Here is a 26222-nt window from a genome sequence, read left to right on the forward strand (position 1 = left end):
CTATCAGCTGCTATTTGGTAAAACCAAGCAAGCCGCCTTGACTTAACGCTACCCCCAGCCCTCCCCTCACGGCCCAAAATCGCGATCAGTGAATCCTGCAGCGCCGCTGCCCCTCCTCCTCCTTTTGGATTTGCACCTCGCGACATTAAATCCTACTGTGCACGGCGTTTTTGGATATGGACGATAAGGATATGGCCCAACTCTTCCCGGCACTCAGTGCCTGTCGCTTCGACGCTCCCGGCGAAAAACGCCTGGCGGAGCGACTCGAGAAAAAGCTCTCAAACGACTGGTTATGCTGGTTCAACGTGCCAGTAGGCCCAAAAGGTCTGCAACCTGACTTTGTCCTGTTGCACCCGAAAATCGGGCTATTGGTGCTCGAAGTCAAAGACTGGAAAGTGACTTCGCTGATCTCGATAACGGCCAGCGATGTGAAAAAATATGATGATGGTCAGGAAAAAACCGTTATCAATCCCCTGGCGCAGGCCCGCAAGAATGCCTTTGAAACCGTTCAGGCACTGGAGAAAGACAGCGCGCTGACCCAAGGTGCTGAGGCTTACCGGCCCGGCAAGCTGATCATGCCGTACAGCTGGGGGGTGGTGCTCACCGAGATCACTCGCAAAGAGTTCGAGGCAAGACAGCTTGGTGCCGCGATGGAGGGGACGCGGGTCATCTGCAAGGACGAGATGTACGAAACCGCCGACAGCAGCGTATTCGAACAGCAAGTTTGCAAGATGCTGGTCCATCAGTTTCCCGTGCATCTTGTACCAGAACAGATCGACCGAGTGCGCTATCACCTTTTCCCCGAAATCCGCTTGAGCCCTGCGCCCGCCCAGTTCGGGTTGTTCAGTGAACAAGACGCGCCCCTTCCCTGCCTGCTGAAAGTGATGGACCTTCAGCAAGAGCAGTTGGCGCGCTCAATGGGCGATGGCCATCGGGTGATTCACGGTGTGGCAGGTAGCGGTAAAACCATGATCCTGGTCTATCGCTGCTTGTACCTGGCTCGCGCAGCCACTAAACCGGTGCTGGTCTTGTGCTTCAACAAAACACTTGCCGCGCGTTTGAACCAGGTGCTGCAACAGCACCGCCAGGAGCACAAGGTAACCGTCGTAGGCTTTCACGCCTGGTGCCACAGTTTGCTGACCCAAGCAAAACTCGCCATCCCCGAAATGAAAGGGGCGAAGTTTATTCAAGCACTGGAAGAAGAGGTGCTTCGGCAAATGGAAAGCGGCGCCCTCGCGCCCGAACAGTACGGTGCCATCCTGATTGATGAAGGGCATGACTTCAAACCCGAGTGGTTCCGTTTGGTCGTACATCAGGTTGATCGTGAGCGCGAGGACCTATTGGTACTGTATGACGACGCCCAAGCGATCTATCGCGGCAAAGCGCCGAGCACAAAATTGGCGTTCAGTTTTGCCAGCGTAGGCATCAAGGCTTCTGGCCGTACCACGGTGCTGCGTATCAATTATCGCAACACGCTGGAAGTGCTGTCGGTTGCCCATGCATTCTCCAAGGAGTTGCTAAGCGCACGCGACGCCGAAGACGACCATGTACCTGTGCTTGCACCCCAAAGTGCAGGTCGCCGGGGTGAGATGCCACAGCTTCTAAGCCTTGCTGGGGCTGCACAAGAGGCGCAATGCCTGGTTGCTAGGCTGAGGGCAGAACATGAAAACGGCAGAGCCTGGGACGACATGGCGGTCATTTACCGGCATACCGAGCAGGCCTTCTGGGTTGAAGAGGCGCTAAAGGCGGCAGGTATCCCCTACACCACCGCACGCGTGAGCTCTCAGCGCACAAAGCTTTACGCCCACCCTTCGGTAAAAATCGTCAGCATGCACTCCAGCAAAGGGCTGGAGTTTGGTTTTGTGATGATCCCGCGCCTGCATGAAATGCCAGCCAAGGGCGAAGATGAAGCTGACGAGATGCGCTTGCTATACGTGGCGATGACACGCGCAGTCGATCGCCTGGTAATGAGCCATCAAGGTGAGTCGGGCTTCACCGAACGTCTCGGGGAAGCAATCGCTCAAGTAAAAGCCAGCCTTTAGGTCAACGGCTGTTCGTACAGCGGTTTGGAATAGCCGCTGTCACCCATATTTTTGTAAGGTTAAGAAATGGACTTCACACCCATCATCACCCAGCACTGGATCCCCCTGAGCTGGTTCATCCCCCTCGTCATCTTGCTTTTCGCACTCAAGTCTCCAGGTGTAAAGGGCTACCTCGGCGAGCTGCTTGTACGCTACTTCGCCTACCTGTACCTGAACGAGCAAACCTATCGCCGCCTGCACAACATCACCCTGGACACCCCGGACGGCACCACCCAGATCGACCACGTTTTCGTCTCGGTGTACGGTATTTTCGTGCTGGAAACGAAGAATATGAACGGCTGGATCTTCGGCAGCGAAAAGCAGCCCCAGTGGACGCAGAAGCTCTACAAGCGCACGTTCAAATTCCAGAACCCGCTGCGGCAGAACTACAAGCACCTCAAAGCACTGGAAACGACCTTGGGCGTGAATGCCGAGCACCTGCACTCGGTGATCACCTTCGTCGGTGACAGCACGTTCAAAACGCAGATGCCGGCCAACGTGACCCAAGGCAGCAAGTTCATTCGCTACATCAAATCGTTTAATCAGCCGGTTTTCACCGAGGCCGATGTGAACGCCATGCTGCAAACCCTGCAAACCGGCCGCCGTGCCCCTACCCGCGCTACCCACCGCGAGCATGTGCAAAACCTGAAACGCCGCAGCGACCCGACAGCCGAGCGGCAATGCCCTAAATGTGGCAATGCGCTGCTGGTTCGGACCGCCAAATCAGGGGCGAAGGCAGGGCAGCAGTTTTGGGGTTGTTCGGCATTCCCCAAATGCCGAACGATGCAGCGTTTTTAGCCCGAAATACGACGATTGAAGGTCTGGTAGACAGGGCGTTTATATAGGGCAGTGAGTACAAAGGTCATGACTGCCCAAGCGCTAGCAGAAACCCCGCCACAGCTCATCAGACTCGACAACAGCCACAAATCGATCCGCCGTAAACCCCTCAGGGAACAATGAATCGCGACCACTTTCATCAAGCTGATCCAACGGTTTAAGAAGCTGCTTCTCGTCGCGCAAAATGACTTCCAGCGCCTCACGTGATACCACTCTGAACCCATCGACTGCCTGCCCATCGAGTTCAATGGACGTATCAACGATCCAGGCCCGCAGATCCACCTCGGGATGCTGCGCGTCATAGCCCAGCCTGGTACGCAGACCTAGATCAGCCACCAACGCCTTAGCCACCGCAATCCGCTTACGCTGTAGTTGCCAAGCGGCTTTGCGCAAGGTGTTGGTGCGATGCAGCCAAACCTCATGCCGGGTTGAACGGATATAACCCGACTTGACCTCGATGAGCAGCAACACACCATCCTGATGGCAGATCAAGTCCACTTCACCGGCATCGTCTTCTTCTGTAACGGGAGGCCGATAGCCCACCTCTACGGCAAAGCCTCGTCGCCGTAGGCTCTCGGCCAGCGCCAGCTCTACACGCTGGGTTTCTGCCTGTGCATCGGCTCGGCGGGCGTTCACGCGTCGCAAATTATTGATGGCGGCGGTCACGTTGTTCTGCTCCGAGACCACCCAAGGAAACTGAAAACTGAAGCGGCCAACTTTGTAGAAGGGTTGCTCAGCCAGGCGTGGCACAGGCTTCCCAGGATGCTGTTTCAACTGCTGTGCAAGCGCTTTGAGGTCGCTAGTCCAGAACCTGAGAATTGCCTTGGCGGAATCGGCGCTGCCTTGCGGGTATTCCTTGCTGACCGTCCAGCCTTTGATCCTGCGGACTTTTGCTTCCTCTTCGGACCATGTCAGGGGGAATCTGTTTTCCCCTGATCGCATGCCGCTCATAGCCAATCGACCAAGCGCATGGGCGAGCACGCCGGACTCGCGAAGGTAATCCTGGTAGGGCTGGATAAAATGCTTCTGGAAAAACACCGAGGTCAACTCACTCGCCAGCAACACAGAGTGAAGCTGAACTTCAGCACCATCATCGAGCGTAAGCTTGTCACCCAGGCCGTAGATCTGCTGCAGTTGCAGCTCACTGCGTATTGCCTTGATGTAGGCCAGCTGGTTCAGCTCATGGTTCTCGGGCGAGCCGATAATTTCAGTGGCTATGCTGGAAGTACTGAATGCCTCCACGGCACGATTTATCCAGTAGTGCCAAAGCAGGTCGTTCTTGCGCCCGGTACGTTGCCACCGCTCTGTCCCCGCCTCCGACTCATTGTAGATAACGGGCTCACCCGGCTTTAACTGGTAACGACATTCAGGATTGAAGCAGAACCAGTCGATTGAAGCCTCGTAGTCGATTCGCTCGTGCGTTGCCGCAATCATTACGCTCAGTGAGTTGAGGTTTTCACGGCATCTCACTGAGTCTGGGGTAAACGCCCCAGGGAAAATGATCGGTGACAGATGCCGTTTCAGTGACTGCCCGATCCGCGCCTCGTTCAGACGAAAATCCTCTTCCGAACAAGCCCTGAGTTTGTTCAAGATAATGCGGCTGTAGACCTGCCACTGCTGACCAGAACGATCAGCGGGGGCATCTTCGGAGAACGCTTGATAAGCCAGCACACTGAGGTAGGAAAGCAATTCCAGCAGGGACAAATGCTCAAGCTGTTTTTCAGCGTTGCTGATCAGCTCATCAAAGGGCTTGAGCTGATCGAGCAAACGGTCACAGACCCCGAAGAATTCCTGCCACTCATCCCCCGTGAGTGCCGTACGAAGCGCAAGCCATAGCGGTGAATCAGTACGCTCGAACACCTTCGCGTAACGAATTGACCATCTGAGGGTATCTGGCGCATGGCTGGCCAGCTCCAGCAGCAGGTCGACACTGGCTGCATTATCAAAATGCAGCAGGCGGCTCAGCGCCAAGCTGGCCAGTTCGGAGTGTGCAACTGCATCTGCATCACGCCAAAACGGTGCTGAAGCCAAACCCGTCGCGCGGTCAAGTGCCGAGTGATTTTTACCTGAAGGGCGCTGATCCAGAAAATGCTGCAGGGATTCATCGAGAGCCCTCCCCTTACCGAGTACAGGCTGCTTCCTTTCATAAACCGACTGGTAATGCTGCCGGCACCGCAATTCCTTTTCTGACATCCCAAGCCTCCATACCTACGTCATCTTCCTAGCCAGAGCGTGACCCACAGAACGCCTTACGTTCAGCTGAACGCGCAATGCGACCCAGCACTCAGACCTACTACATCCTTTTGTCAAAAAGTTGATACGCCAGTCTTTTTGATACAGAATTAGAAACAGGATGCATTTTAGCGTATTTCAGTATGCTTTAAGCGAGTGCAGGGAATGGACGAAGACAGAACCTCAGATGCGGCCGTGCCGCCCATCGACCAGCTTGATCTCACGGCACACGGCGTTTTGGGCCACTTCGCCGCGTCGTCGCGCAATGTCCAGCTGCTGAATTTTCTGATGGCCATGGACCGCGTGGACCGCTGGGCCGTGGACTTTGACGAAGACGCTCCCGGGCAACAGTTCGAAATCCAGCTGCTGATGCAAGAAATCCAAACCTTCGTGGAGGCCTATGCGCGCGTGCTGCATCGGCTTCCGCAGCCATTCGCCGAGCTGCTGGCACACCTCACTTCGTCGCGCTGCATGTACCTGGTGCGGTATGTCGCGCAACGCAATGAAGCTTTCACCGGGGCGCTGGCCGCGCTGTTAGGCAGCGACTCAGCGCAGTCGATGGACCTGGCGGCGTTTCGGCGTCGGCTGGATGCCTTCAGCAAGACGCACCTGCTCAGCGAGATTTTCTGCGGGGAGCGGCTGCGCGAGATATCACAGATCATGGGGAGTTACGCAGATGTATAAGGGACGCTTGAACCCTGTCGCACAGGCGATAGGCAAATCTGTGGGCAAGCGCGCGGTGCTGGGCGGGGTGCTGGGCGCCTGGCTGGTGCTGGCCGGGCCGGCTTTCGGGGCAACCAGCAGCCTGGGCGCGACGTCGAGCAGCCTGATCTCGCAGCAGGATTCGGTCGTCGCCGATGCCATCAAGGCCGATGCCGAGGACTGCGCCGAGGGCACCAAGGAAGGCACCATTGGCGCCTCCATCGGCGATGCGCTGAAGATCCATACCGAGCTGGCGTCGGCCACACCCAATGTCGAGTCGCTGTTCAGCGCCACGGCGGATTGCTTCGGTGGCCTTAGCAGCCTGTTCGACCTCTCGGGCTCCATCCCGAGCCTGGGCAGCATCCTCGCCTCCGCCCAGGCGGCGGTTCTGCAATACGCGCAGAAAAAGGTGTGTTCGGCGGTACAGCAGGTCGCCTCGATGGTTACCACGCCGATCAACCAGGCGATTGGCAAGGTCAGCAGCGGCACCTCGCTGGGCGACCTCAACGGCCTCACCAACGGCCTGGTCAGCCAGGGCATGAGCACGCTCGACCCAGAGCTGGGCAGCGGCTACCACAACGCCGCGGCAGGCTACGAAGCCACCTACACCGTGGATGTGAACCCGTTCAACTACGTGCAGACCGACTTCGGCGGTGGCGCCGGTGCCGGCACGGGTACCACGGCCCCAGCAAGCACCAATAGCGTAGCGGCGCCTGCCAGCGCAGCACCGGCACCCGTCAGCACGCCAAGTGCCTCGCCAAACTCGAACAGCGGGTCGTCCAGCTCCGCTGCGGGCCTGTTCAACTAAAAGGGGCTGTCGATGAAAAAGATCGCAGCAGTTCTGGCGGTGGGTCTTGCGGTCGGGGCCACGGCGCTGCCGGCCCAGGCGCTGACCTGGGCATCGGTGCTGACGTTCTTCAACACGATGCAGAGCGAAATGAGTGCCTGGTCGGTGACGGTCAAGCAGACCGCGCTGTCGGCCAACGTCGTCTCGCAGGTGGACAGCGACTCGAAAAAGCAGCTGGCCAACGCGGTAGGCACCATCGACATGTCCGACCGGGTGATGAAGGCCGTGACATCGTTCGATTCTGCCGTTGGGCAGCCGGTAACCATCAAATGCACGGCCCAGGAGCAGGGCAAGCTGTTCGTGGAGGCCGTGTCCCAGCGTGACAAGGACACGGCAAGGCTGATGGCCACTTACGCCTCCCAGCGTGTGGGCTCCAGGGTTACGGCCGATCAGTCGGCCCTGGCCATGCACCGCGATACCTACTGCACCGTGTCCGAGGCCAGGCAGGGCATGTGCACGCTCAACGCCAACGGCATGCAGGGCTGGGATGTGGATTACGCCGGGCCGTTCAGCGAGAACACCCTCGCCCCCGAAGGCGAGGCGGCAGCGTATGCCTACACCGCGATGATCACCGATCAGCGCGCCGAGGCGCACATCGACTGCACCTCAGCCGCCTGCAACGCCGCCCAGTCGCAGCAGCTCGCCACCTCGGCGATGAGCGCGATGGCTGCCAACTCTCTCGTAGGGCAAGTGACGGACCGTCGCGTGCCAATGCTCACAGGGCAGTGATATGAATTTTCGGCTCAAGTTAGCGGGCATTGTCGCGGGGTCGACAATGCTCTCCAGTGTTTCCTACGGTGCGCTGTACGGTTTCGGCCCCGCAGAGGCATGGACCGCAGCGCAGATATCGACGCACACGGCGACAGTGGGCGCCAATATTGCCGCCTTTGGCACCAGCTTCGGTGCGCAGATGACGACCAAGTTCGAGCAGATCATTTCGGCGGTGGCCATTGCCACCAAGCAGGAAGCGCTGTCTGCAAACGTGGTGGCGGACAACAACCGGCAAACGTCTGAACAGCTGGTGAACGCCATTCGTGCGCAGCAGCAGAACACTGCGGTCGCCAAAGCCTACCTCGACTTCAACGCGGCGACCGGCCAAGGCTTCGACCCTTGCGGTACGGTGGCCAAGAACAAATCGATGGACCTGGCCTTCACCACCCTGGCCGCCAAGGCCAAGGCGGCAGTCGGTGTACTCGACGCCTCCCCGGGTCGCCTGGTGACGTCAACCTCCCAGGCGATGCAAGCGCGCCTGAAAGAGCACCGCGACAAGTTCTGTACCGCCGCAGAGGCGGATGCCGGGCTGTGCACGCTCAGCGCCTTGCCCGGCGGCGATACCAATGCCGCCCTGCTGTTCGAGCCTGCGGAAGAGAACTCGCTGACGACCGAAGCGCGTACTGCCTACATTCAGCATGTGATTGGCCCGCCGGACGAGAAGCTTGCCAAAGAGGCCGGTGCGACGCCTGCCGGTGAAACCTACATGGTCCAGAAAAACCGCAAGGACTCGATGTTGTCGGTGCCGGCCTACAGCTTGTCGACCATCAACGCAGCCAACACCCGCAGCAACCAGTTCGGCGGCAAGTCGCCCAACGAAGTGCTCAAGCTGCGTGTGAACCAGTACTTCGGCGGCAAGGAAGCCGAGCAGTGGTCGGGCAACCTGGCGCGCCAGACCCAGCGCGGGCTATTGGTGGAGGCCGCCAAGATGGGCGGCCTCGAGGTATGGATCCATCAGCAGCAGTACGAGCAGAACCAACGGCTGATCGCCAACCTGGCGACACTGGTGGTCGCCTCGTCCGACCGCCTCGACGCGCCGCTGGAGTCGCGTTATCAGAAGGTGCTGTCTGAAACCGCCAAGCAGGCGGTGCAATGAGATGCGTATGAAAAAGGACTTCGACGAAGCGCGCGAGTCGCGTAAATGGAAGGTGTCGTTCGGCATATCGCTGGCCCTCACCTCTACGCTGGCCTGGGCCTACTGCCCACCGCAGTATCAGGAAACCGTCGTGGCGCCGGCGTTCACGGCGGCTACCCAGACGCTCAACGGGGCGGTGTCCACAGTCGACGCCTCCCTTTCGGCGTTGCTCGAGACCCAAAGCCAGCGCCTGACCTCCGCCATCGCGGTAATGACCAAGCAGAAAGCCCTGTCGGCCAACACCGTTGCCGAGGCAGGGCGCAATGCGGCGCAACAAACGGCGACCGCGCTGAACGTGCTGGCGCAGACCCAGCGGGTCAAGCAGGCCCGCTTCGACTATGGCGGTGAGTTCGGCCAAGGCTTCTCGCCGTGCAAGGTCTACTCGACCCGAACGCTGATGAGCAACCGCGATGCCGACATGACCACCGAGGTTCGCCAACGGGTCAAAGCCGAGATCGTCGCCGCACCGGGCACCTATGCCGAGCCGATCAGCGCCCAGTCAGCACTGGTGAAGGCACGGCAGAAGTTCTGCACGCAAGACCAGGCCGATTCGGGCATGTGCCAATCGACCGGGTCGATGCCGGGCGCCGACCTGACCGTGGCTACCTTGTTCGAACCCGCCATGGAAGGCGAAACGCTGTACGAGGCCAAGGTCGGGTTCGTCAACAACATCGCTGGCCTGCCTGACGGCCCGGTACCAGCATCGGCAGGCAAATCGTCTGCCGCCGAAGACTATTCCCTGTCCAAGGCCCGTAAAGACGCGCTGGTCTCGCCTGCACTCTCCAGCCTCAAGGCCATCCAGCTCGACTACTCGGGTGTAGAGGGCAAGGAGACAGGCTCCGACCTGCCGCTGGCGGTGCACTTCCGTAACGAGGTCAAACGCTATTCGGGCAACACCGCCGAATACGACAGCTGGGCCCGGGTGATGGCGGCGCAGAACGAGCGCGGCGCGCTGGTCGAGTTGCTGAAGATCAAGGCGCTGGACCTGGCCATCCAAGAGAAGCAGTACCGCCAATACGAAAGCATGGAAGCCCAACTGGCTTCGCTGGTGTCGCTGGAAGTTACTGCAGGTGGCGCACAAGCCCGCACCAGCCAAGCCGCCTCGGATGCCGCCAAGCAAAACGTGAAGCAGAGTGTTAAGTGACGGAGCGCAAGGTATGAACAGAACGATCTTGCGAGGCGTGGCTGCCTTGGGGCTGGCGGTTTACGCCCACAGCGCCATTGCCGACACTTGCATGGTATCGCCGACCGACAAGGAAGTTGTTTCCGGGCGTTTCGGCAAATTCCGCGGCGGCGGCTCGGGCAACTTCGGCTCGGCCAACAAGAAAGCGCACATGCACGATGGCCTCGACTTCTCTACCAGTGGCGCGTCGCAACCGGTGTACGCGACCACTGAAGGTGTCATCGCATTTGCCGGAAGCCGAGGGTCGGCGGGCAACACAGTGCTGATCAAACGGGACAACGGCGATATCGTCGCGTATTACCACCTTAGCGGTTTTGCTAATGGCGTGAAGCGCTACGCTACGGTAAAACCCGGGCAGCAACTTGGCCTGTCGGGCAATACGCCCAGCAGCAGCATGACCAAGCATTTGCACTTCACCTATGGCACCGCGCAAAAGGATGCGGCCAGGGCCAAGGCGTTTGCCGAAAATGCTCACCGTGGGCCCTTTAACCCGGCCCAGTTACCGCCCGTGTTCAATCGCCAGGACGACATTGGCTACAAGACTGACCCGGCACCCTATTTCTGCCAAACTTATTCCATTCAGGATGGCCACCCGGAGCACTACCCGATCCTGGGCAAGGATACCAAGGCGCAACACCAGATCCTGTTCGGCAATGTGCCCTCAGGCGGCGTCGCCCCCGACTCCACGGCCGAACCCGTGCAGGTGGCCGCTGCCAACGCCGATGCCGCACTCGCCGAAGCAGATGGCAAAACACCTGAGATGTACTTGTCTGACGCCGATGGCTATGGTGCCTTGCCGACAGCCCCCATTGGTGGCTACGACACCATGTCGGTTTCGGAAATGATGATGACTGAAGCGACCCGGCGGTTCAGCGACGCTGAGTGGAACAACAGCATCACGCACGTTTCCAGCCGCGCCCTGTGGGTCGACTACAACCGGGCGACAGGTGTCAGCAATTACCTGTCGGAAGCGATTTATCGCAAGAAAGAAAAAGTTGAAGCATTGCTTGCCGTTTACGCGTCGCAGAAATTGGCAGGTCAACGGGCACAGACCGATTGGGCGCATCAGCGCGCCCAGAAAGGAGCTGTGTCCAGATCCATTGAATAACGCGGCGCCCACGAAAAGGTAATCAAAGATGGAACCCAAAGAACTCGAGAAGCCTGAACCGGCCGTCGCTCACTCTGCTGCCGGGCCGCACGCCGAGCCAGGGCGCAGTTACGCAGGCATCTTGGTCCATCATGGCGCGGCGCCCGCTCACAACGACCCTGCACAACCAAAAAGCTACTACGTCACCTTGAAATCCCCCGCTGGCGAGCAAACCCTGTGGGGCGCCGAGCTTGAGCAAGCCATACGCGGCGCTGCAGTGCAGCGCGGCCAGGCTGTGCAGCTGGATTACCAAGGCAACGCCGAGCATTCGGCGCAAGCCACCTGGAGCGCACGCTCGATCGATGCGGCAGCGTTGCAGGCCGCTGACGCCAACGCAACGCCGCAGGGGGCGGCTGCTGGCCGGGATACCCCCGCCAGCCAGGCGCCAACTGCCCGCACCGAGATCGACCCCGTGGCACTCGATGCGCTGATGCAGGTGGCGGGCGATGTGAAGAAGAAAATGGACTCGCTCGACCCCGAGGAAGTGCGGCGGATCAACGCCTCCTTGCATGAGAATGACGCTGCCTCTGGCAAACGCTCGGAGCGCGAGGCCAATGGTGCCGAAACCTTGTTGCGTGGCACTGCCGAGCTGGTGGGTGGCGTCGCGTCGTTGACGGGTGCTGCCATGCAGGGCCTTGGCAAGGGTGCGGACGCGCTGGCCAATGCCTGGCGCGGCGGCTCAAAGGCGCAGGAAGCCGCAGAGCCTGCGTTCTCGGAAGAAACGGCTGGCCGGGTGCCGGTTTTGCCTCGCCTTTCCGAATACCGGGTCGATCAGGTCGAGAAAGCCGCCAGCAACTACGAGAAGGCACATGTTGCCTTCTGGAATGCGGACAACATGCCCCAGGTTCGCCAGCAGATCGAAGCGCGCGCCGAGCAAACCGGCCTGACCGTGCCCGAAGTGATCGAGAAGATGAAGCCCGATGGCGAATTCACCGACCTGCACGAAACATTCGTCGAGGCTGTAGGCCAGTCGCCCGAGGCCCAGAGCAACAAAAAAGCCATGGACAAGGCCCTCACCGGCTGGGCGCGGCAATACGGGCGCGCCCAGGAAGAGCTGCTGAACCCGGAAACCGACGGCAGCCCGCATTACGACAAGCTCAAGAACCGGCTCGAAACGTCCAGCCAGAGCATGCATGCCAACGCCGGCAATACACCGGCCTTCGACGGCGAAGCGCAATCGCACCTGGAGCGCCTCAAAGACGTCATGCAGCGCATCGCCGAGCGGCTCAAGGAAATGCTCCAAGGGATCGTCGACATGGTCCGTGGCAAGCCTTCGGGCCCATCGTCAGGCAACGATTACACCCCGTGATGGGGGCCGCCACCCCGGCGGCAGGCTCAGCACCAAGCCAATGCCGAATGGAGCCATGAAGGCGCAGGCATAAACATCCAAGCAAGGAGAACGGAATGAAAGAATACAGCAACTGGAAAGAACTCACCGCCACGCCAGAGGCCCATCTGGATTTCCTGCGGGTGGTCGATGCCAGCCTGGACGAGGGCCTGGGTGGCAAGAACCTCTATCAGAAACTGGCCCAGGAAATCACCGTGGATGGCAAGGCGTTCAGCCAGGCCTTCCACTTGAACAACCTGGAGAACAACTCGGGTAACTGGGATACCGACGAAACACCTGACCCGGTGAAACTGGAAATCGTCTCGCTGACGTCGAAGATCAAACAGGCTGACCCTGGCTACGACATGGCCCATTTCACAGTCGGTTACGAATACATGATCAGTGAGATGAAAGAACGTGGCGTAGACGTGGATGCCGGTCTGGATCACAGCGACCCGGCACCCGCACGCACCAGCGGTTCGGACTACGAACCTGGCATGTAATGCCTGGAGGCGCCTGTGAAAAACACCCTATCGATCGCCCTGGCGTTGAGCGCATTGGCCCTGGTGAGTGCTGCCCAGGCTCAGAACGCCCCTGAGCCGGCTGAAGAGCAGTGGCAGGAGTTGCCGCGCAACACCACCATCTACGTGCCAGTACCGACGCGGATCACCCCCGTATCCGCCTACCGGTCGTGTTCCGGTCGCTATGAAGGTGAACGTTGTGACTTCGCCACGCCTCAGCAGGGGGTCGTCGAAGGCACCTGCCAGGCCCCCGAAATGCGCCAACCGCCGGCGTATGGGTATCAGGTGCAACAGTACCCTGCACAGGTGCGAACGGGGTTGGTGTGCGTGCCGCCGGACGCCCCACCTTCCGGCGGCCAAGGCGCTGAGCCTGGCAACCCTGGCCATGAGACCCCTTACGCGCCCCCACCTGCCCCACTGCCGCCCGCTGAAGCCCCGGCGCAATAGCCAGCCGAGGCTGCCCGGCTCAGCGCCTAGGGCGCTGGGTCCGAGTCGTCCGGTTGCGAGCGCGGTGCAACCGCCGCCTGCATGCTCAGGATGAACTGGTGTGTTTCAGGCAGCTGTTTCTGGAACGTTTCATCCTGCTCCGGCGGGCGTTGGATGTGCCCCTCACGCAGGCCCAGCGCCACCTGCTGCTGATAACGCTCGACGAACCGCTCACGGATACGCCGGGCCTCAGGCGTATCTTCGCCGGCAAGCTCCTCCAGCAGCCCTTGTGCCGCCTGCGTGAAGACCAGGGTGCGCTGGTACTGTTCGGTCTTCAGCTCAGATTGCGCAAACGTGGACTCGAATTGCTTCTCCATCGCCTTGATGGTGAGTTCCTGCAACTCATTGGCGCTGTTGAGGGCGGCGACCACACTGGTCAGGCGGGCCTCCTCGGCCACTGCGCTGCGGTTGGCTTCGTTGGCCTTGGCGACTTGCGACAACTGCTCGTACATCAGGTCGATTACCGCCTTCTGACGCTTCACATGGTCCCTGAGCTGTACCGCCTCTGCGAAGTACTGGCGCACGTGCCCACGCAGCGGCTCCAGCTTCTGGTTGGCGTGGGCCGCGCCCGCATCCCAGCCTTGTGAATAACCGTGGGAGCGCCCCTGCTCGAAGCCCTCCCGGCGCCCTTGGTCGCGGCCAACGTGGAGGTTGGCCTCAGCCTGTTGCGCAGAGCCGTTGTAGCCGCCGTCCAGGCTCATGTTGCCCTTGCGTGCTGCCCAGTTTTGGTCCATTTCGTTACCTCCTTCCATTGGCGCATCGTCGCGTCACACGCCTCACACTCTAGATGATGGGTGCCGCGATCAGGGCTGACAGCGCCTAACGTGTGGTCTTGATCTCCGCGCCGGCTGCCTGCTCCGCCGCTGCCTGGGGCAAGGCGAACTCCGTCAGCCGGTGCACGGCGACCGCTACCCAGTCGCCCCCGAAACGTTCGTCTTCCAGCACCGACTTCAGCGCCAGGATCGGCACACAATGCCGTGCATCCCCTTGGACATAGAAAGCGGCCAGCCATTCGGGCAGCAGGTGATTTATCGCATCGTGGGTTTCGACAGTGAACATCAGTGCCAGCGTTCCGGGCATGGCCTTGACCTCTCGGCTGGGCAGCGCATCGGCCAGCCAGAATGCCACGTCGCCCAACTGGTTGGCCTGGATCGGCAACAAGGCAATCACTTTGCCGCCGTCGTGACTCACCACGATACCCGGTTCGAGGTTGATGGTGGGTGCACCGAAGCCCAGCGCCTCATGGCGAATGGGCAACGTCTTCAGAAAATGCTCCAGCAGCGTGTACATCTCGAATGCCGCCGGGATGTCTTTTTGAATGGCCGGGGTGCTCTTGGCCATCACGCTGACAAAGCCGCCGCCTGACTGCGCAAACACATTGCCACTGATGGCCTGCGCCACGAATGCTTCAAGTTCACCAAGTGAATACATGTTCAACTTCCCTGCACCGGGTCGACTAGACTGAACTTGAAGCGGCTTCAAGGTCAAAGTTACTGTCAACAGTGTGTGTATGTTTGCAGCCCAAACTTCAAGGAAGTATCAATGAGCCATCAGTTTCATTGCGCATTTCAAGCTGCCCCCGGTAACCCGGGTGGAGTACTGAATATCGGCCCGGCCTCGGTCAGTATCGACCTTGAGAACCTGCGCCTGTTTGCAGACGTGGTCGGGCAAATCGAAAAACGTCGTACGGCCGGCGAAACCCGGTCTGAAATCCTCGGCGAGTGGGCTGCTCGCGAAGGGATCGACTGGGCCCATATCGGCTTTCACCCCTGCCGCGAAAGCTACAGCCTGCGTTACAACGGGGTGGCCTGGGAATCGCCCGCCGACGCTACGATCGCGGCAGCTGCCGAGGCACGGTTATTCCTGGATAACATGCGCCTGCAGGCCTGATACCGGTGCGCGGCCCTCACTGACTTCATAGGAGGGCCTGGCTTCATTGGCCGTGGTCGAGAACTCGAATTCGACCCGGCGATTGGCGGCGCGGCCATTGGCTGTGTCGTTGGACGCAATATAGTCCCCCACCCGGCCTTGGGCACTGATCTTCGAGGCCTCCACGCCACGCCGAACCAGGTACATCTTCGCCGCTTCCGCTCTAAGCTGGGCAACGCGGCGATTCGCTTCCAGGGTGCCCACACTGTCGGTGTAGCCAAAGATCTTCACCTGCCGCGCGGCATGAGCAGAGCGCACCAACACGTCTTCATCGGCGGCGTTGGGGCGGAACCTTGAGTGGCCAAAGGCGAAGTTGAGCGTCATGTGGTTGATCGAGGCCTGGACCTGCTCCTGCCCCGCCCTGATGGCCAGCAATTCCTGGCGGCTGCCGTTGGCATCGGCCTCTGCGGCTGCCAGACGAACCCGCAGGCTCTGGATTTCCACACGCAGCGCGTTGATCGTCTGCTGCATCTGCGCAGTGTCGTCCACGTGGGGCGCCGCAGTTACATAAGACACCGGCGCGGCTGGGCTTTCAATCAATTCAAACCCCGCAAAAGCGTGTGGGGCAAGCGCCGCAGACACTACCGCCAACACCAACGGTAGCAATTTGCGCGGGGTGACAATCAGGGTGCTCATACATCTCTCCAGAACCGCAGGATCACGAAAACGATAAGCGACCAGGCATAGCCCAATAGCAGCGTCAGTGCGCCTGCCAGCAAGTACATGCGCAGCGGGTCGATAGTGTCCTGGCCAAGTGGCTTCAGGCCTGGCACCAAGGTGACGGGGAACCACGCAAACAGCAGCGCCACCAGCGGGACAAGCCACAGGCCCAGGCGCAGCCGACGGTGGTCAGCGCCGTGCGTCCACCAGGCGTACCAGCCCACGCTGAGCAGGTAGGCCGGCAGCAGAATCACGCTAAACAAAAGCACCGAGAACGACAGTGCCGCGGCGTAGAAGCGTGGCGAGCCTTCAGCCATTTCACCCATCATGGTCGCAGCGACCGCAATGACGAAGGCCAGCAGTGCCCCCAGCAATGGCACCAGCAAAAGCCACAAGGCCGCGCGGCGATCGCCCACCACCCTCAGGCCCGGCTCCACAGCAAGTGGCGGTAATGGGTAGGACATGCCTGAAAACTCCTTGTAAGGGCCAGCTGAACGGTGATGTTCAAGACAAGCGTCGCAGCATGCGGAGGCGATGCCGATCAGCCAGCGTTCAACGTCCTGTCAATTATCAAAATGGCCTGTTAGAAAAATGTTGCTCGTGATGGCGAGTATGAATTTGAGGCCATTTGCCGTCAAGGTGAAATCCTGAGGATGCACTGACGTTCGCTTGACCGCCCGCAAGGCGTAGCGCACACTGCGGCCATGCAAAAAACGTTTTTCTAACAGGCTAAATTGATAGCACTTTGTCATCCAGAAGGATCTGCCGCATGAAAGCACTGCACCTCGCCGTACCGCTGCTGGTTTCGCTCGCCTGCTCTGGGGCGTACGCCGAGCAAGTCGACCAGCCTGAGGCCAACGCACGCCTGGCTCAGGTCTTGACCTGCCAACGCAATGTCTCGCCAGAAGAGTTCGAAGCACTGGTTAAAGCAGCCAAGGGCAAAGCCATCGTGCAGGCCTCGGACTTGTCCGATGGCGAATACACGGTGCCGAACCCGCTGGACGTTTTCGGTCGCCCCGTCACCCGGCTTGCACTGCACCCAGGCTCCAATGGCGAAGGTGATTTCAACTCCTACTCCGGCGCATTCAGCGGCGAAAGCATCCAGACGGTGGCCAAGCTGGCCGGCGTCCCCAAGGACCCAATCGGCGACTACAAGAAAGAGGTCGGCAACCATGACCAGTGGCTGTATGTAGATTCAGGCAGCACCTACATCAGTTGCGCGTACGATGTGCGCACAGTGGCGAAAACCATCAAACGCACAGCGCGCGACGCCGCGGACGCCGTCAAACGGGCCACCCAGTAACGCCACGCCAACCGACATGCGCTGAATGGAGTCATGCCATGAGCTTCAGAACACTGGCTGCAAAGTTTCTGGAAACGGTCAAGGACGACCTGGGCATCCCTGCCCGGCTGCGACGGGTCATTGCCGAGCAACCCGCCCTGCGCAGGCGGGTCGATGACACTGCAAGTGTCATCGCGTTATCGAGCGTGGTTCGCTGGCATGAATGGTCGCACCGCATCGGCTTCGGCCACGGTAGCGAAAGCAGCGGCGAAGTCAGAGGCTGGCGCTCGGCCAACGGCCGCTATCAGGGTGAGCACCGGCACATCCCCGCACTGGCCCGGCTCAGCAGGCGCGAGACGACAGCAGACTTCGCCTGCGACATCACCGACGTGTCCGGCCTGTCGGCGTCGAAGTCCGAACTGTATCGCTTCAACTCCATGCAGCAGATGGCAGAGCAGGCCTGCCAGGCATTCACCCAAGACCTGAGCCAGGAGGGCCTTGCGCAAAACCTGCGCTGGCCCGAGGTGCGCATTGTTCATGGCGGCTCCGACTTCATGGTCAGGCACGACTGGGATGACGGCTTGTACCTGGTCAACAGCGGCGGTTCGCACCACTTTGTCGCGGCCCAGCATATCGCCAGGCACCTGCAACAACCCGTTGCCTTGCAAGGCCGCCTTGAGCGCTACGGCCTGGATGCCGATGCGGTGGCTCAGCTGAACGACGAATACGCCATCTACGCCGTTGCCAAGGACGCCTACTTCTCTGACGCGCTCGATGCCCTGCGCGACTTCAAGGCAACGCACTTCTGGGGCGATCTGCCACACCCTTATGACAATGGCCTGGCCATCTTCCTGCCCAAAGAGGAACCGCGCTCACGCAAGGTTGCCGAGGTCTTTGCCAGCGAAGGCTTTACCAACGTCGGCGAGATACTGGTGGAGTTGGCCTCGGAGAACGCAGCCGTGCAACGTCGCGACCGCCAGGACGAGATGCGCAAGCGCATTGAGGCCTTGCCTGGCCTGGAAGCAAAGGCTGGCGTGGCGCACGTGTTCGGCAAGCATGCAGCGGCGAGCCTGCGCCACGAACTGGCGACACAGGTGGACTGGCCAGCCGTGGAGCGAGCGACGCTGGAGGAAGCCTTTGGCGTGCATCGGCTTGACGCCCAGAGCGTGTTCGAGGGCCTTTGCCAGCACAGCCCAGGCGCTGTCTCCCGCCACTCCCAGAACACCCTGCGCGCTACCGTGGACGGCTATGCAGCCCTTCATGAGCGGCAACTGGACAGCCAGGCAACCCCAGATGCACCGAGCCCCGACTGAAGGCGGGGCTCGGACGTTTCGGCTCGAACAAGCAGTTGGGTGCAGTCGCTACGCTGAACAATACTGCTTGGCCATCTGGTGGATGCGTGCTGCTGCTTGCGCCTGGCCTTGAGCCTGTTCGCACGCCCAAAGCAGTGTCGCGGCGTCAGGCACGGCCTGCGCCCCGCTCGCCCGCTGCGACACGAACCACAACGCGCGCATGACAAACAGCGGGTCGCTATCGAGGCGCTGATCACCCACTGCACGCAAATGGCCGACCAGCGCCTGAGTCGCCTTGACCAACCCGTTGCCCTGGCCAAACTGGGTCAAGGTGCCCAGCGCCTGCGGCGCCATGGAAGGGTGAATCGTCAGCGGTGTGCAGAGGTCGGAATCGAGTAAATCCCAGAACGTCACGCCATCCTTGCAGACCATCCCCACCCGGCGGCCACCGGCCATGTCATCGACCTCGATAAAGGTGCCTGGCTGGTATTTGTGGATTTTCATCATGTAGCCCTTACGGATTGACTGACCGACCCACGTCGGTAACAGGTGCATTCTAAGCAAGCAGCCTGCAAAAAGCGTAACCGCATGCGCCTACCGACACCTGTTGTTGATGCAACGCAACGTCGAGCCCTTTCACGGCTCGGGGGCATCCCAAGTGACGGTACGCTCCAGTTCGCGCTCGGCAGAATAGGCAATCATCGCACGCGCCAATGGCTTGCCATCCACGCCGGGTATCTCGCAGGCGTCCTTCAAGGTGCCTTCTGGTCGCTCGGCGATCCAGGTTGCAGCTTGCTTGAAGCCATCGTAGAGCATCCCTGCCTGCGCCGCCGGGTCTATATGCTGCAGGTCGATCGCGACCAGCACGCCGCGCGCACTGGCAAACGATGGCGCCTCATGCACAGCCTCCAGGGTGCCCACCACATTGCCGTTGGTGTCATGCAGCATGAACGGATCATCGATACCCAAGGGCGCTTTGGCAAGGGCGCCGATAGCCGCATCGGCAACAATGCGGCTGGCCTCGTATTCAAAACCCAGATCGGCAAATGCCGAGGAGCCTTCGGGGTCAATGCGTACCACGGCATAGTTGGCTGAAAAGGCCGGCTTGGGTACCGGAACCTCTTCAAGCGCCAACCTTTTGAGGTGTTCGACTTCGGGCTTGGAGCTTGCGAGCAACGACGAGAGTTCCGCCACTTGCTGCTGAGACTGAGCTGCCAATCGTGACGCGTGCTCAGCCTTGCGGGTCGCCAGCCTGTCCTTGATGTTGCTGCCGGCTGGGTTTTCAGGGGTGGCCGCGCTATTTTCAGCCTTCTCGTCCCACGCGAAGAATTTCTCACCTACCTTTCTGCCGATGCGCTGGACAAGCGGCTCGCCCAGCGAGTCATCGTTTTCAAAGATGACCTTGCGACCATTGACTTGCTGGCCGAACGGCTGGTCCTGCCGCCTGAACGGCAAGAGCGTACCGCGCTCGGTCGGGAAGGCTTGATTATTGACAAGCGTGAACGACCCATCGGCATTGCGCTTGAATGCCTCGTTGCCTTTGATCAGGCGAGAGTCGATCAACGCTTCCTGCAGCCGTTCGGGGTCTTTGATCAATGCATTGTACTGCTCGATACGCTTCAACTCTTCCGGCGGCATTGGCCCCATCTCGATGCCCGCCGACTTCAAGCGATCGTACATGAACGCCAGCGGGCCAGCGGCCAACAGATCATTACGGTAGCCGCCACCGACCTGGGAATGCGCGCCCGCGAACTTCACCTCTTCAATGCGCGAGTTGTCGTCATTACGCAGCGCACTGGTCAAAGGGAACGTTGAGCGATATTCATGCATCGCCACCAGATGCGTGGTCGACTTGACGTTTTTGCTTATCTCCAGATTTTTGTTCGGGTGGCTATCGGTGATGGGGATGCCATAGGAAGCAACGGTGTCGAATATGCCGAGCTTGTTAATCTCGGCCTGGCCCGGCGGGACAAGATACTCACGGGTGGGTTTCCAGTTGCTGTCGAGCCTTGGCACACCCCGGTCGATGATCTCGTTCGCCAACGCGCGGGCCTGCGCCGCACCACGGCTGAAGCCGATCACGTTGACATCGATATCGAGGTCCTGGTTTTTATTGCAAAAGGCGACGAAGGCGTCGTAGGCCTGCTCGATACGGTTCTGGCCACCCAAACCGGTTCCCCGTTCGAGCAACGCATTGGGCGTGCTCGACCTCTGGCTGCCCACGCCATCGAGGTAGATCTTCTCCGACTGCCCGGCGTATTGCGCCGGGTCGTACTTCAAGGGCACATGGTCGGAGTTGACAGCCAGATTGGTACCTTGCGCGGTATCCAGCTCGAAGAGCCGGGCTACATTGGTGTGGCTACCCGTGGGTTTATCATTATCTTTGCTATTAGCCGTACCATCCAGGTACACACTAAAGTACACAGATTTACTCATTTCATGTCCCTATGAACAACGACGGCTCAGGCTTCATTCAACTTGAGAATGTGGGCCTTTATTGCGTTACCCGCGCGCTCCATAAAATCTCCGTAGAACGCCTCACCCAGGTGGAGCAAGGGTGAGCCGTCCAAAGAATCTGCCGCCGCATCCAGCGCAATGACGCCGAATTGCTCCGCAATTATTTCGATACTGCGTGTGCGCATTTCTGGGTGGTCGTAGGGCTTCTGGTACCACGTGGCAATTTGGTACTGAATGTCATTTCGCTCGAATGCTGCATACAAATGCTCGGCTAACGCAATGACGGTTTCGCGGATCAGGCCGGGGTCGATAGCGCGCTCTTCGAGCAATGCTTCGACGGGGGCGTTGGCAACCGCGAGCAGGTCAGCAGTGGTGTAGCCTGGCATCGGCGGAAATACCCCAGGGGGTAGTTCTTCGTGGGGACCAGACGCTTGACGCGTGTTTTCGTCGTCGTGCATGGGATGCTCCTAGCGCGGCACTGTAGCCTGAATACTAACTACAGATATGGTGAAAATCAATTTTCTAACAGGCTATTTTGACAAAAAGATGCAGCGATCAGCTCGCCACCCCCACCTTGTCAAAGGCACGCCCAGGGCCATCCTGCAAAGCTTGTACAGCAGCGCGGTACAACAGCGTCAGATCTTGCCTGGCTGCGAGCACCTCACCGTAGAAAACCGCCGCCACGAAGGGTGCCACCCGAAAGAAGTCAGGCAGCTCACCTTGAGGGCTGGCGTGCAGCGGAAAGATTGGGTTGGCAGGCGCAGCCAGCTCGAACTCATAGCCGAACCCGCCCAGCCCCGTACGCTCGGATAACGCCTGGGCAATGCACAACACGGACACCAGGCCGATATCGGCTACATCGTCGGCATACAACTCCCCGCCATCGTAGAAGAACTGTTCACCACGCACGATGGCCTGATCAGCCAGCCCGGTAAGGAGCCGTCGAAGCTGGTCTTCCAGTGGATTATCAACCATGCGAAGCCTCTGCTCAGCGCGGCCTCAGCCGCGTATCAAGTTGCGCACACCCATTGCGCGTCACCGTCCAAGACAGCCAAGGGCGGGAATAATTCCCCGCCTGCCGGCTATCCGTGGGCAAATGGCCACCCGCTCGGAGCAAGGCGGCCTGCCTGCTTATCGATCTTCTTCGTGGCCGACATTGGAGCGGCCGGTAGCATAAGGCTCACCGGCACGCGATGTGCCGCGACCGGTCCACTGGCCATCGGCACCCTCCTGCGCAGTGCCGGCGGAGCGTTCGGTAGCTGTCGCTTGCCCGCCTTGGTGACTCGCCGAGGATGCCCCGGCAGCAAGCGTCGCGCCGCTGAACTGATGGTCCTTGGCCCCAGCGTCGCCTGCCCGCCCAGCGGAGGCTGCAGCCGGCTGCTGAGCACCGCCATCCGCGACGGACGCCGCACCACCTGGTGCAGCGCCGCTGGCGGCATAAGGCTGCCCGGCAGACGCCGTGGAGCGACCCGCCGACTGGCCAGCAGCACCAGCCTGCGCGTTGCTGCTGGCTCCGCCGGCAACGGCCCCGCGCCCGCCCTCGTTACTGGCCGAGGATGCCCCAGCAGCAAGCGTCGCGCCGCTGAACTGATGGTCCTTGACCCCAGCGTCGCCTGCCCGCCCGGCGGATGATGCAGCCGGTTGTTGATCGCCGCCACTTGCGCCGGTCGCCGCACCGCCCGGTGCAGCGCCGCTGGACGCATAAGGCTGCCCGGCAGACGCTGCCGAGCGACCCGCCGACTGGCCCGCACCGCCATCCTGCGCATTCAGGCCGGAGCCGTCGGCAGCTGCCGCTTGCCCACCTTCGTTACTGGCCGAGGACGCCCCGGCAGCAAGGGTCGCGCTGCTGAACTGATGGTCGCTGAGCCCGGAGTCATCCGCACCGCCGGCAGATGAGGCGGCTGATTCCTGATCGCCCCCCCCTCCGACAGGTGCTGCCCCGGCCGATAGCGATTCCTTGAACGCCTGGATACGTGCGTCAGCACCTTCGTGATACGCCGCCTTGCCTTCCGCACCAGCGGTCGAAAACGCTTGCTTGTAATCGGCCCCGGCGGCGCTCGCAGCAGACGCCAGACCGGCACCGGCCGTCAACGCGCCCGCCTTCACCCCATCACGCATGCGCCCACCAATAGAGCCTGCTTCCGAGCCGCGGAACGATTCCACGCCCGCACGGCCGGCAGACAGCGCAGCACTGCCGGCACTGCGCATGGCCCTGCCTGTCGAAGCGGCCCCCCCCGCAACTGCCCGGCCAAGGGCAACACCAGCTGCATCACTGACTCGCTGGCCGTTCGTGCGGCTGTCACTCGGCGCACTGTCGCCGGTCGCATCCGACTCCCGCGATGCCGCCCCACCTGCGCCTTGGCCGTTTGCACTGAGCAGTGGCGTGCCGCCGCCTGAACCGCCGCCGCGAGGCCCCCCCCCCTTGGGATCATTGGGCGAACCGCCATCAGGCGGTGGCAGCCTGCCCTGGGTGCCGCCACCCAGGCGCATGCCGGTACCACTGCCCTGAACGCTCGAGCCAACCCGGCTCATGCCGCCTCGCATATCTGCCACCGCACTGGTCTCACCCATGCTGCCGAGGCCCCCGCCGATCCAGCTGAGCACCTGGTCAGGCAGGGTCTGGGGCAAGCCGAAGATCATGTACAACACGGGCAACAACGTCAGCCCGAACACCATGAACCACCACGCGAAGGTCAGAAACTCCGAAATGATGCCCACATTGCCCGAGGAGGTCACCACCGCACCGCGCATGGCGAAAAAGCCCTGGGCTATGTAGTCGATCACCGGGTCGGACACCAACACCGCCGCGAACAATCCAAGCACGGCCAGCGCCGGGCGAGCGAACAGCGACAGCAACAGCAGGTAGCCTTGCGTCTGCGAGCCCACGAAAGTACGGTCCGGCGTCATGTGCATCACAGCCCAGAGCGGCGCCGCAATGATCGACTGCAACACAGCGAGCAACCAGCCAACAAAAACGATCATGAACAGCGTGTAGGGCAAGCTGGGGAGGAACACAGCAAAATAGAACGCCAGCGGCTCGATGTAGCTGGCCATCAACGCCAGTTGCTTGACCGGCACTTCCATCACCCAGTCCCACAGCGGGGTCACGACCTTGTCCAGGTCCAACCCGTTGCCCAAGCCTTTGACCGACGAAAGCGTACCCGCAAGCACCCTCACCGCTGTTCCCGCACTTTTGATGGCGACATCGGCCACCAGAATGCCGGCCCGAGCTACGACCAGGTAATCACCCACGCACTTCATGCGGTTGAGCGAGCCACCCATCTGCCCCGCCGTTCCGCAGAGCGGCGTCTGCCCATTGCTGCCCGCCCCCGTGGCGATCTCCACCACGTTCAGCATCACGCCGTTGACGAACGACGACATCTTCGCATCCATGTCGGCGCGCAAGGTGCTGACACTGATATCGCTGCCGGGGTCCTTGGGGATCAGGCTCGCGATGTCTTCGGGCTTGGCCGAGGTCGAAGATTTGTAGCTGGTTTTCTCTTCTGCCTTTTTGTCGATTGCCTCAGTGACCGTTGTCACGCTGTTGGCCAGCAAAAAGAACCGGGCATCGCCAGGCAGTGCACCCAGGGAGGGCGCACTGACCGCACCCACCGGCTCGGCAAGCACGCCTGCAATTTGCCCGCGGACCATGCCTACACGCTGGAACCACCCCCCGGCTGCCGCCCAGCCATCATTGGTAAGCGTCTTCAGGAAGTCGTCGAGGCCCCCGTTGACACCCGACGCCTGGTTGGTGACCTGGGCGACGATATCGGTCGCCACCTTCTGCTCCCACTTGTTCACAATGACGTTGAACTGGCCAGAGTCGACTTGATCCCAGCCCGTATCATTGATGGTGGCTGGCCACTGCCGCACCCAGTCATCCAGCTCTTTCATCATGTTGATGGCTGCTGCACGCTTGATGCCCTGAACCTGCACGCGCATCTGCTCCAAGGCTTGGGCAGTGGCGTCCGTCTTCGTCTGCGCCTGGTATTCGGCCACTTTCACAGAGCCGCAAAACGCGGAGCCGCCCGCCAGGTTGGTAACCTTGTTGCGGTCTTTCAGGTCGAAAACCCATTCCTTGCGGCCATCCACAATGGTGAATTTGTCTTCGGTCCTGTTCTTTTTCGCGCCAACTTCAGGGAGTGCACCTGAGGCGGTGTTGTCGGCATAGATCGAGTTGGCCGCCGTCGCGCAGTAAGACCCCGCCAGGTAGCCGCGGGCAAAATCGCGCAGCCCATAGAAGTTGCCGGGGGAGTTCACCCCTTCGACAACACCGTTTGGGGACAGAACCCCCATGGCCATGCCCGCTTTATAGGTGCCGTTGGCAAAACCAACGCCCCACAAGGCGAACATCAGCACGATGAGCTGAATGAAAGAAAAGCCACTGGTTGTCGGCAGCAACACGGCGCCACCTGCCACGATCCGTACCGGCGTCCACAACGAGGACCAGCTCTTGCCCATCGCCTCACCGTCGTTGGCGGTGTTGGTCACGCCCATCACCGCTACGTACGAGACGATCAGCGAGCCGATGATCAGGATCCCGCTGTTGAAGAAGCCGAACATCGTCGCAAGGATATTCGCGCTTGCCTCAACCGTATTGGGGTCGGTGCCTTTGACCAATGCATCGATGACCGGGCCGAATATCCGGCCTAGCATCTTGACCGATTGGTCGGTGCAGGCGCTTGGATCGCTGCACGGAGAGAACGGCATCTGAGCCATTGTGAATACCTACCTGAATCGAATTGCGGACGGATTATCTGAATCGTTCGCGACGAATTCCCCTTGGAGTGCTCCGTCGTCCTTGAGATGAGCTGTCGTGCAGCCGCGTAAGCGAAGGCCTAGACGGGCATGCGTTCTAGCTTGAGCCATGGTTCCACCCTGTGAGCCGTAATCCTGCGGATAGCTAAGGTCGGGCAATCTTAAACCAGACATCACAGAATTATCAAAAAAATGTTACGAAAGAAAACTAACAAAACGATTTCAGAACGCGTGCGCTGCTGAAAATCGGCGATCTCACAAGCCACCCAAGCTTGCCAGCTCACCACAGTAAAACCTATCAAAACAGGCTATAAACAAGCTTAAATCCATGAAAAATCATGAATACTGCTTGAAATGCACATACTGCCCCTGTGGTTAAATCGACCTCCATTCGCATACTCGACCCGTTCTCGAATGATCCATGAAATGGCGAAATTTCATCTTCAATTAGGCTTTCACATGGCTGCAAAACCGCTAAAAAAGTAGATTGCTCTTACGCAGCCCCACCAGGCACGCAAACGCAACAACAGGCGAAAACGCCCGTATCACTGGGGTTTCAGCGCCTAGCTTGAAAA

At 60.4% G+C, this 26222-nt stretch carries 24 protein-coding genes; 14 read left to right on the forward strand and 10 right to left on the reverse strand.

The features are described from left to right. Positions 1-191: 191 nt before the first annotated feature. On the forward strand, positions 192-2042 hold the full coding sequence (locus HU766_RS00390; protein ID WP_186652610.1) for a 3'-5' exonuclease: 1851 nt from the start codon (positions 192-194) through the stop codon (positions 2040-2042). Positions 2043-2108: 66 nt separating this feature from the next. After that, the gene (locus HU766_RS00395; protein WP_186652611.1) at positions 2109-2879 is read left to right on the forward strand and encodes an NERD domain-containing protein; all 771 of its coding nucleotides are present in this window, start codon (positions 2109-2111) and stop codon (positions 2877-2879) included. 81 nt (positions 2880-2960) lie between these two features. Here the strand turns inward: HU766_RS00395 and HU766_RS00400 are convergent, their stop codons facing one another. After that, on the reverse strand, positions 2961-5111 hold the full coding sequence (locus HU766_RS00400) for a YraN family protein (protein ID WP_238338533.1): 2151 nt from the start codon (positions 5109-5111) through the stop codon (positions 2961-2963). Positions 5112-5315: 204 nt separating this feature from the next. Between HU766_RS00400 and HU766_RS00405 the strand changes: the two genes are divergently transcribed. From HU766_RS00405 to HU766_RS00445, 9 genes are all read left to right on the forward strand, one after another. Continuing rightward, positions 5316-5834 carry a type IV secretion protein IcmW gene (locus tag HU766_RS00405; RefSeq protein ID WP_095063805.1) on the forward strand — a complete coding sequence of 173 codons (519 nt, stop codon included), beginning with the start codon at positions 5316-5318 and terminating at the stop codon, positions 5832-5834. Next, positions 5827-6660 (forward strand): hypothetical protein, encoded by an 834-nt coding sequence (locus HU766_RS00410; RefSeq protein ID WP_095063806.1) that lies wholly within the window; start codon positions 5827-5829, stop codon positions 6658-6660. Before HU766_RS00405 ends, HU766_RS00410 begins: the two co-directional genes overlap by 8 nt. A gap of 12 nt (positions 6661-6672) precedes the next feature. Beyond that, complete coding sequence (locus HU766_RS00415) at positions 6673-7428, forward strand: hypothetical protein (RefSeq protein WP_095063807.1); 756 nt, start codon at positions 6673-6675, stop codon at positions 7426-7428. Positions 7429-7474: 46 nt separating this feature from the next. Beyond that, entirely contained in the window at positions 7475-8566 is a 1092-nt protein-coding gene (locus tag HU766_RS00420) for a hypothetical protein (RefSeq protein ID WP_238338534.1), read from the forward strand. A 7-nt stretch (positions 8567-8573) separates the two neighbouring features. Continuing rightward, a complete protein-coding gene (locus tag HU766_RS00425; RefSeq protein WP_186652613.1) occupies positions 8574-9749 on the forward strand; it encodes a hypothetical protein in 1176 nt (391 codons plus the stop codon). 13 nt (positions 9750-9762) lie between these two features. Then, the gene (locus HU766_RS00430; RefSeq protein WP_186652614.1) at positions 9763-10896 is read left to right on the forward strand and encodes a M23 family metallopeptidase; all 1134 of its coding nucleotides are present in this window, start codon (positions 9763-9765) and stop codon (positions 10894-10896) included. Between the two features lie 28 nt (positions 10897-10924). Then, entirely contained in the window at positions 10925-12244 is a 1320-nt protein-coding gene (locus HU766_RS00435; protein ID WP_186652615.1) for a hypothetical protein, read from the forward strand. A gap of 95 nt (positions 12245-12339) precedes the next feature. Continuing rightward, positions 12340-12765 (forward strand): hypothetical protein, encoded by a 426-nt coding sequence (locus tag HU766_RS00440; RefSeq protein WP_095063812.1) that lies wholly within the window; start codon positions 12340-12342, stop codon positions 12763-12765. Positions 12766-12780: 15 nt separating this feature from the next. Continuing rightward, entirely contained in the window at positions 12781-13230 is a 450-nt protein-coding gene (locus HU766_RS00445; RefSeq protein WP_095063813.1) for a hypothetical protein, read from the forward strand. 26 nt (positions 13231-13256) lie between these two features. On the opposite strand, the gene HU766_RS00450 is transcribed toward HU766_RS00445, so the two are convergent. After that, positions 13257-14003 carry a hypothetical protein gene (locus HU766_RS00450; RefSeq protein WP_186652616.1) on the reverse strand — a complete coding sequence of 249 codons (747 nt, stop codon included), beginning with the start codon at positions 14001-14003 and terminating at the stop codon, positions 13257-13259. A gap of 85 nt (positions 14004-14088) precedes the next feature. After that, positions 14089-14700, reverse strand: a complete 612-nt coding sequence (locus HU766_RS00455; RefSeq protein WP_095063815.1) for a hypothetical protein — start codon at positions 14698-14700, stop codon at positions 14089-14091. A 111-nt stretch (positions 14701-14811) separates the two neighbouring features. On the opposite strand from HU766_RS00455, the gene HU766_RS00460 reads away from it, so the two are divergent. Further along, positions 14812-15159: a hypothetical protein gene (locus HU766_RS00460; RefSeq protein ID WP_095063816.1), complete on the forward strand. Its 348-nt coding sequence runs from the start codon at positions 14812-14814 to the stop codon at positions 15157-15159. Here HU766_RS00460 and HU766_RS00465 read toward each other — a convergent pair. Both HU766_RS00465 and HU766_RS00470 read right to left on the reverse strand, forming a co-directional pair. Then, positions 15127-15834 (reverse strand): OmpA family protein, encoded by a 708-nt coding sequence (locus HU766_RS00465; RefSeq protein ID WP_186652617.1) that lies wholly within the window; start codon positions 15832-15834, stop codon positions 15127-15129. The genes HU766_RS00460 and HU766_RS00465 overlap by 33 nt on opposite strands. Further along, positions 15831-16322, reverse strand: a complete 492-nt coding sequence (locus tag HU766_RS00470) for a hypothetical protein (protein ID WP_095063818.1) — start codon at positions 16320-16322, stop codon at positions 15831-15833. The genes HU766_RS00465 and HU766_RS00470 overlap by 4 nt, the downstream gene beginning before the upstream one ends. A gap of 305 nt (positions 16323-16627) precedes the next feature. On the opposite strand from HU766_RS00470, the gene HU766_RS00475 reads away from it, so the two are divergent. Both HU766_RS00475 and HU766_RS00480 read left to right on the forward strand, forming a co-directional pair. Then, positions 16628-17161 (forward strand): hypothetical protein, encoded by a 534-nt coding sequence (locus tag HU766_RS00475; RefSeq protein WP_186652618.1) that lies wholly within the window; start codon positions 16628-16630, stop codon positions 17159-17161. A 38-nt stretch (positions 17162-17199) separates the two neighbouring features. Beyond that, positions 17200-18453: a DUF6685 family protein gene (locus tag HU766_RS00480; RefSeq protein WP_186652619.1), complete on the forward strand. Its 1254-nt coding sequence runs from the start codon at positions 17200-17202 to the stop codon at positions 18451-18453. Positions 18454-18501: 48 nt separating this feature from the next. Here HU766_RS00480 and HU766_RS00485 read toward each other — a convergent pair whose 3' ends face one another. The 5 genes from HU766_RS00485 to HU766_RS00505 form a co-directional block, all read right to left on the reverse strand. Beyond that, on the reverse strand, positions 18502-18936 hold the full coding sequence (locus tag HU766_RS00485; RefSeq protein ID WP_238338535.1) for a hypothetical protein: 435 nt from the start codon (positions 18934-18936) through the stop codon (positions 18502-18504). A 132-nt stretch (positions 18937-19068) separates the two neighbouring features. Then, positions 19069-20868, reverse strand: a complete 1800-nt coding sequence (locus tag HU766_RS00490) for a DUF2235 domain-containing protein (protein ID WP_186652620.1) — start codon at positions 20866-20868, stop codon at positions 19069-19071. A gap of 26 nt (positions 20869-20894) precedes the next feature. Beyond that, positions 20895-21347 carry a hypothetical protein gene (locus tag HU766_RS00495; protein WP_186652621.1) on the reverse strand — a complete coding sequence of 151 codons (453 nt, stop codon included), beginning with the start codon at positions 21345-21347 and terminating at the stop codon, positions 20895-20897. Between the two features lie 97 nt (positions 21348-21444). Then, complete coding sequence (locus HU766_RS00500) at positions 21445-21864, reverse strand: hypothetical protein (RefSeq protein ID WP_186652622.1); 420 nt, start codon at positions 21862-21864, stop codon at positions 21445-21447. A 156-nt stretch (positions 21865-22020) separates the two neighbouring features. Beyond that, the gene (locus tag HU766_RS00505) at positions 22021-25608 is read right to left on the reverse strand and encodes a DotA/TraY family protein (protein WP_238338536.1); all 3588 of its coding nucleotides are present in this window, start codon (positions 25606-25608) and stop codon (positions 22021-22023) included. Between the last annotated feature and the right edge of the window lie 614 nt (positions 25609-26222).

The sequence above is a fragment of the Pseudomonas sp. SWRI77 genome (genome assembly GCF_014269105.1).
Lineage (GTDB): Bacteria > Pseudomonadota > Gammaproteobacteria > Pseudomonadales > Pseudomonadaceae > Aquipseudomonas > Aquipseudomonas capeferrum.

Bases quoted from the DNA above. Each gene is read 5' to 3' on its own strand.
- HU766_RS00460 (WP_095063816.1), top strand. From the start codon at position 14,812: ATGAGCCATCAGTTTCATTGCGCATTTCAAGCTGCCCCCGGTAACCCG.
- HU766_RS00490 (WP_186652620.1), bottom strand. From the start codon at position 20,868: ATGAGTAAATCTGTGTACTTTAGTGTGTACCTGGATGGTACGGCTAAT.
- HU766_RS00435 (WP_186652615.1), top strand. From the start codon at position 10,925: ATGGAACCCAAAGAACTCGAGAAGCCTGAACCGGCCGTCGCTCACTCT.
- HU766_RS00455 (WP_095063815.1), bottom strand. From the start codon at position 14,700: ATGTATTCACTTGGTGAACTTGAAGCATTCGTGGCGCAGGCCATCAGT.
- HU766_RS00505 (WP_238338536.1), bottom strand. From the start codon at position 25,608: ATGGCTCAGATGCCGTTCTCTCCGTGCAGCGATCCAAGCGCCTGCACC.
- HU766_RS00430 (WP_186652614.1), top strand. From the start codon at position 9,763: ATGAACAGAACGATCTTGCGAGGCGTGGCTGCCTTGGGGCTGGCGGTT.
- HU766_RS00405 (WP_095063805.1), top strand. From the start codon at position 5,316: ATGGACGAAGACAGAACCTCAGATGCGGCCGTGCCGCCCATCGACCAG.
- HU766_RS00465 (WP_186652617.1), bottom strand. From the start codon at position 15,834: ATGAGCACCCTGATTGTCACCCCGCGCAAATTGCTACCGTTGGTGTTG.
- HU766_RS00390 (WP_186652610.1), top strand. From the start codon at position 192: ATGGCCCAACTCTTCCCGGCACTCAGTGCCTGTCGCTTCGACGCTCCC.
- HU766_RS00395 (WP_186652611.1), top strand. From the start codon at position 2,109: ATGGACTTCACACCCATCATCACCCAGCACTGGATCCCCCTGAGCTGG.
- HU766_RS00450 (WP_186652616.1), bottom strand. From the start codon at position 14,003: ATGGACCAAAACTGGGCAGCACGCAAGGGCAACATGAGCCTGGACGGC.
- HU766_RS00475 (WP_186652618.1), top strand. From the start codon at position 16,628: ATGAAAGCACTGCACCTCGCCGTACCGCTGCTGGTTTCGCTCGCCTGC.
- HU766_RS00485 (WP_238338535.1), bottom strand. From the start codon at position 18,936: ATGAAAATCCACAAATACCAGCCAGGCACCTTTATCGAGGTCGATGAC.
- HU766_RS00440 (WP_095063812.1), top strand. From the start codon at position 12,340: ATGAAAGAATACAGCAACTGGAAAGAACTCACCGCCACGCCAGAGGCC.
- HU766_RS00500 (WP_186652622.1), bottom strand. From the start codon at position 21,864: ATGGTTGATAATCCACTGGAAGACCAGCTTCGACGGCTCCTTACCGGG.
- HU766_RS00415 (WP_095063807.1), top strand. From the start codon at position 6,673: ATGAAAAAGATCGCAGCAGTTCTGGCGGTGGGTCTTGCGGTCGGGGCC.
- HU766_RS00425 (WP_186652613.1), top strand. From the start codon at position 8,574: ATGAAAAAGGACTTCGACGAAGCGCGCGAGTCGCGTAAATGGAAGGTG.
- HU766_RS00480 (WP_186652619.1), top strand. From the start codon at position 17,200: ATGAGCTTCAGAACACTGGCTGCAAAGTTTCTGGAAACGGTCAAGGAC.
- HU766_RS00410 (WP_095063806.1), top strand. From the start codon at position 5,827: ATGTATAAGGGACGCTTGAACCCTGTCGCACAGGCGATAGGCAAATCT.
- HU766_RS00470 (WP_095063818.1), bottom strand. From the start codon at position 16,322: ATGTCCTACCCATTACCGCCACTTGCTGTGGAGCCGGGCCTGAGGGTG.
- HU766_RS00495 (WP_186652621.1), bottom strand. From the start codon at position 21,347: ATGCACGACGACGAAAACACGCGTCAAGCGTCTGGTCCCCACGAAGAA.
- HU766_RS00420 (WP_238338534.1), top strand. From the start codon at position 7,475: ATGCTCTCCAGTGTTTCCTACGGTGCGCTGTACGGTTTCGGCCCCGCA.
- HU766_RS00400 (WP_238338533.1), bottom strand. From the start codon at position 5,111: ATGTCAGAAAAGGAATTGCGGTGCCGGCAGCATTACCAGTCGGTTTAT.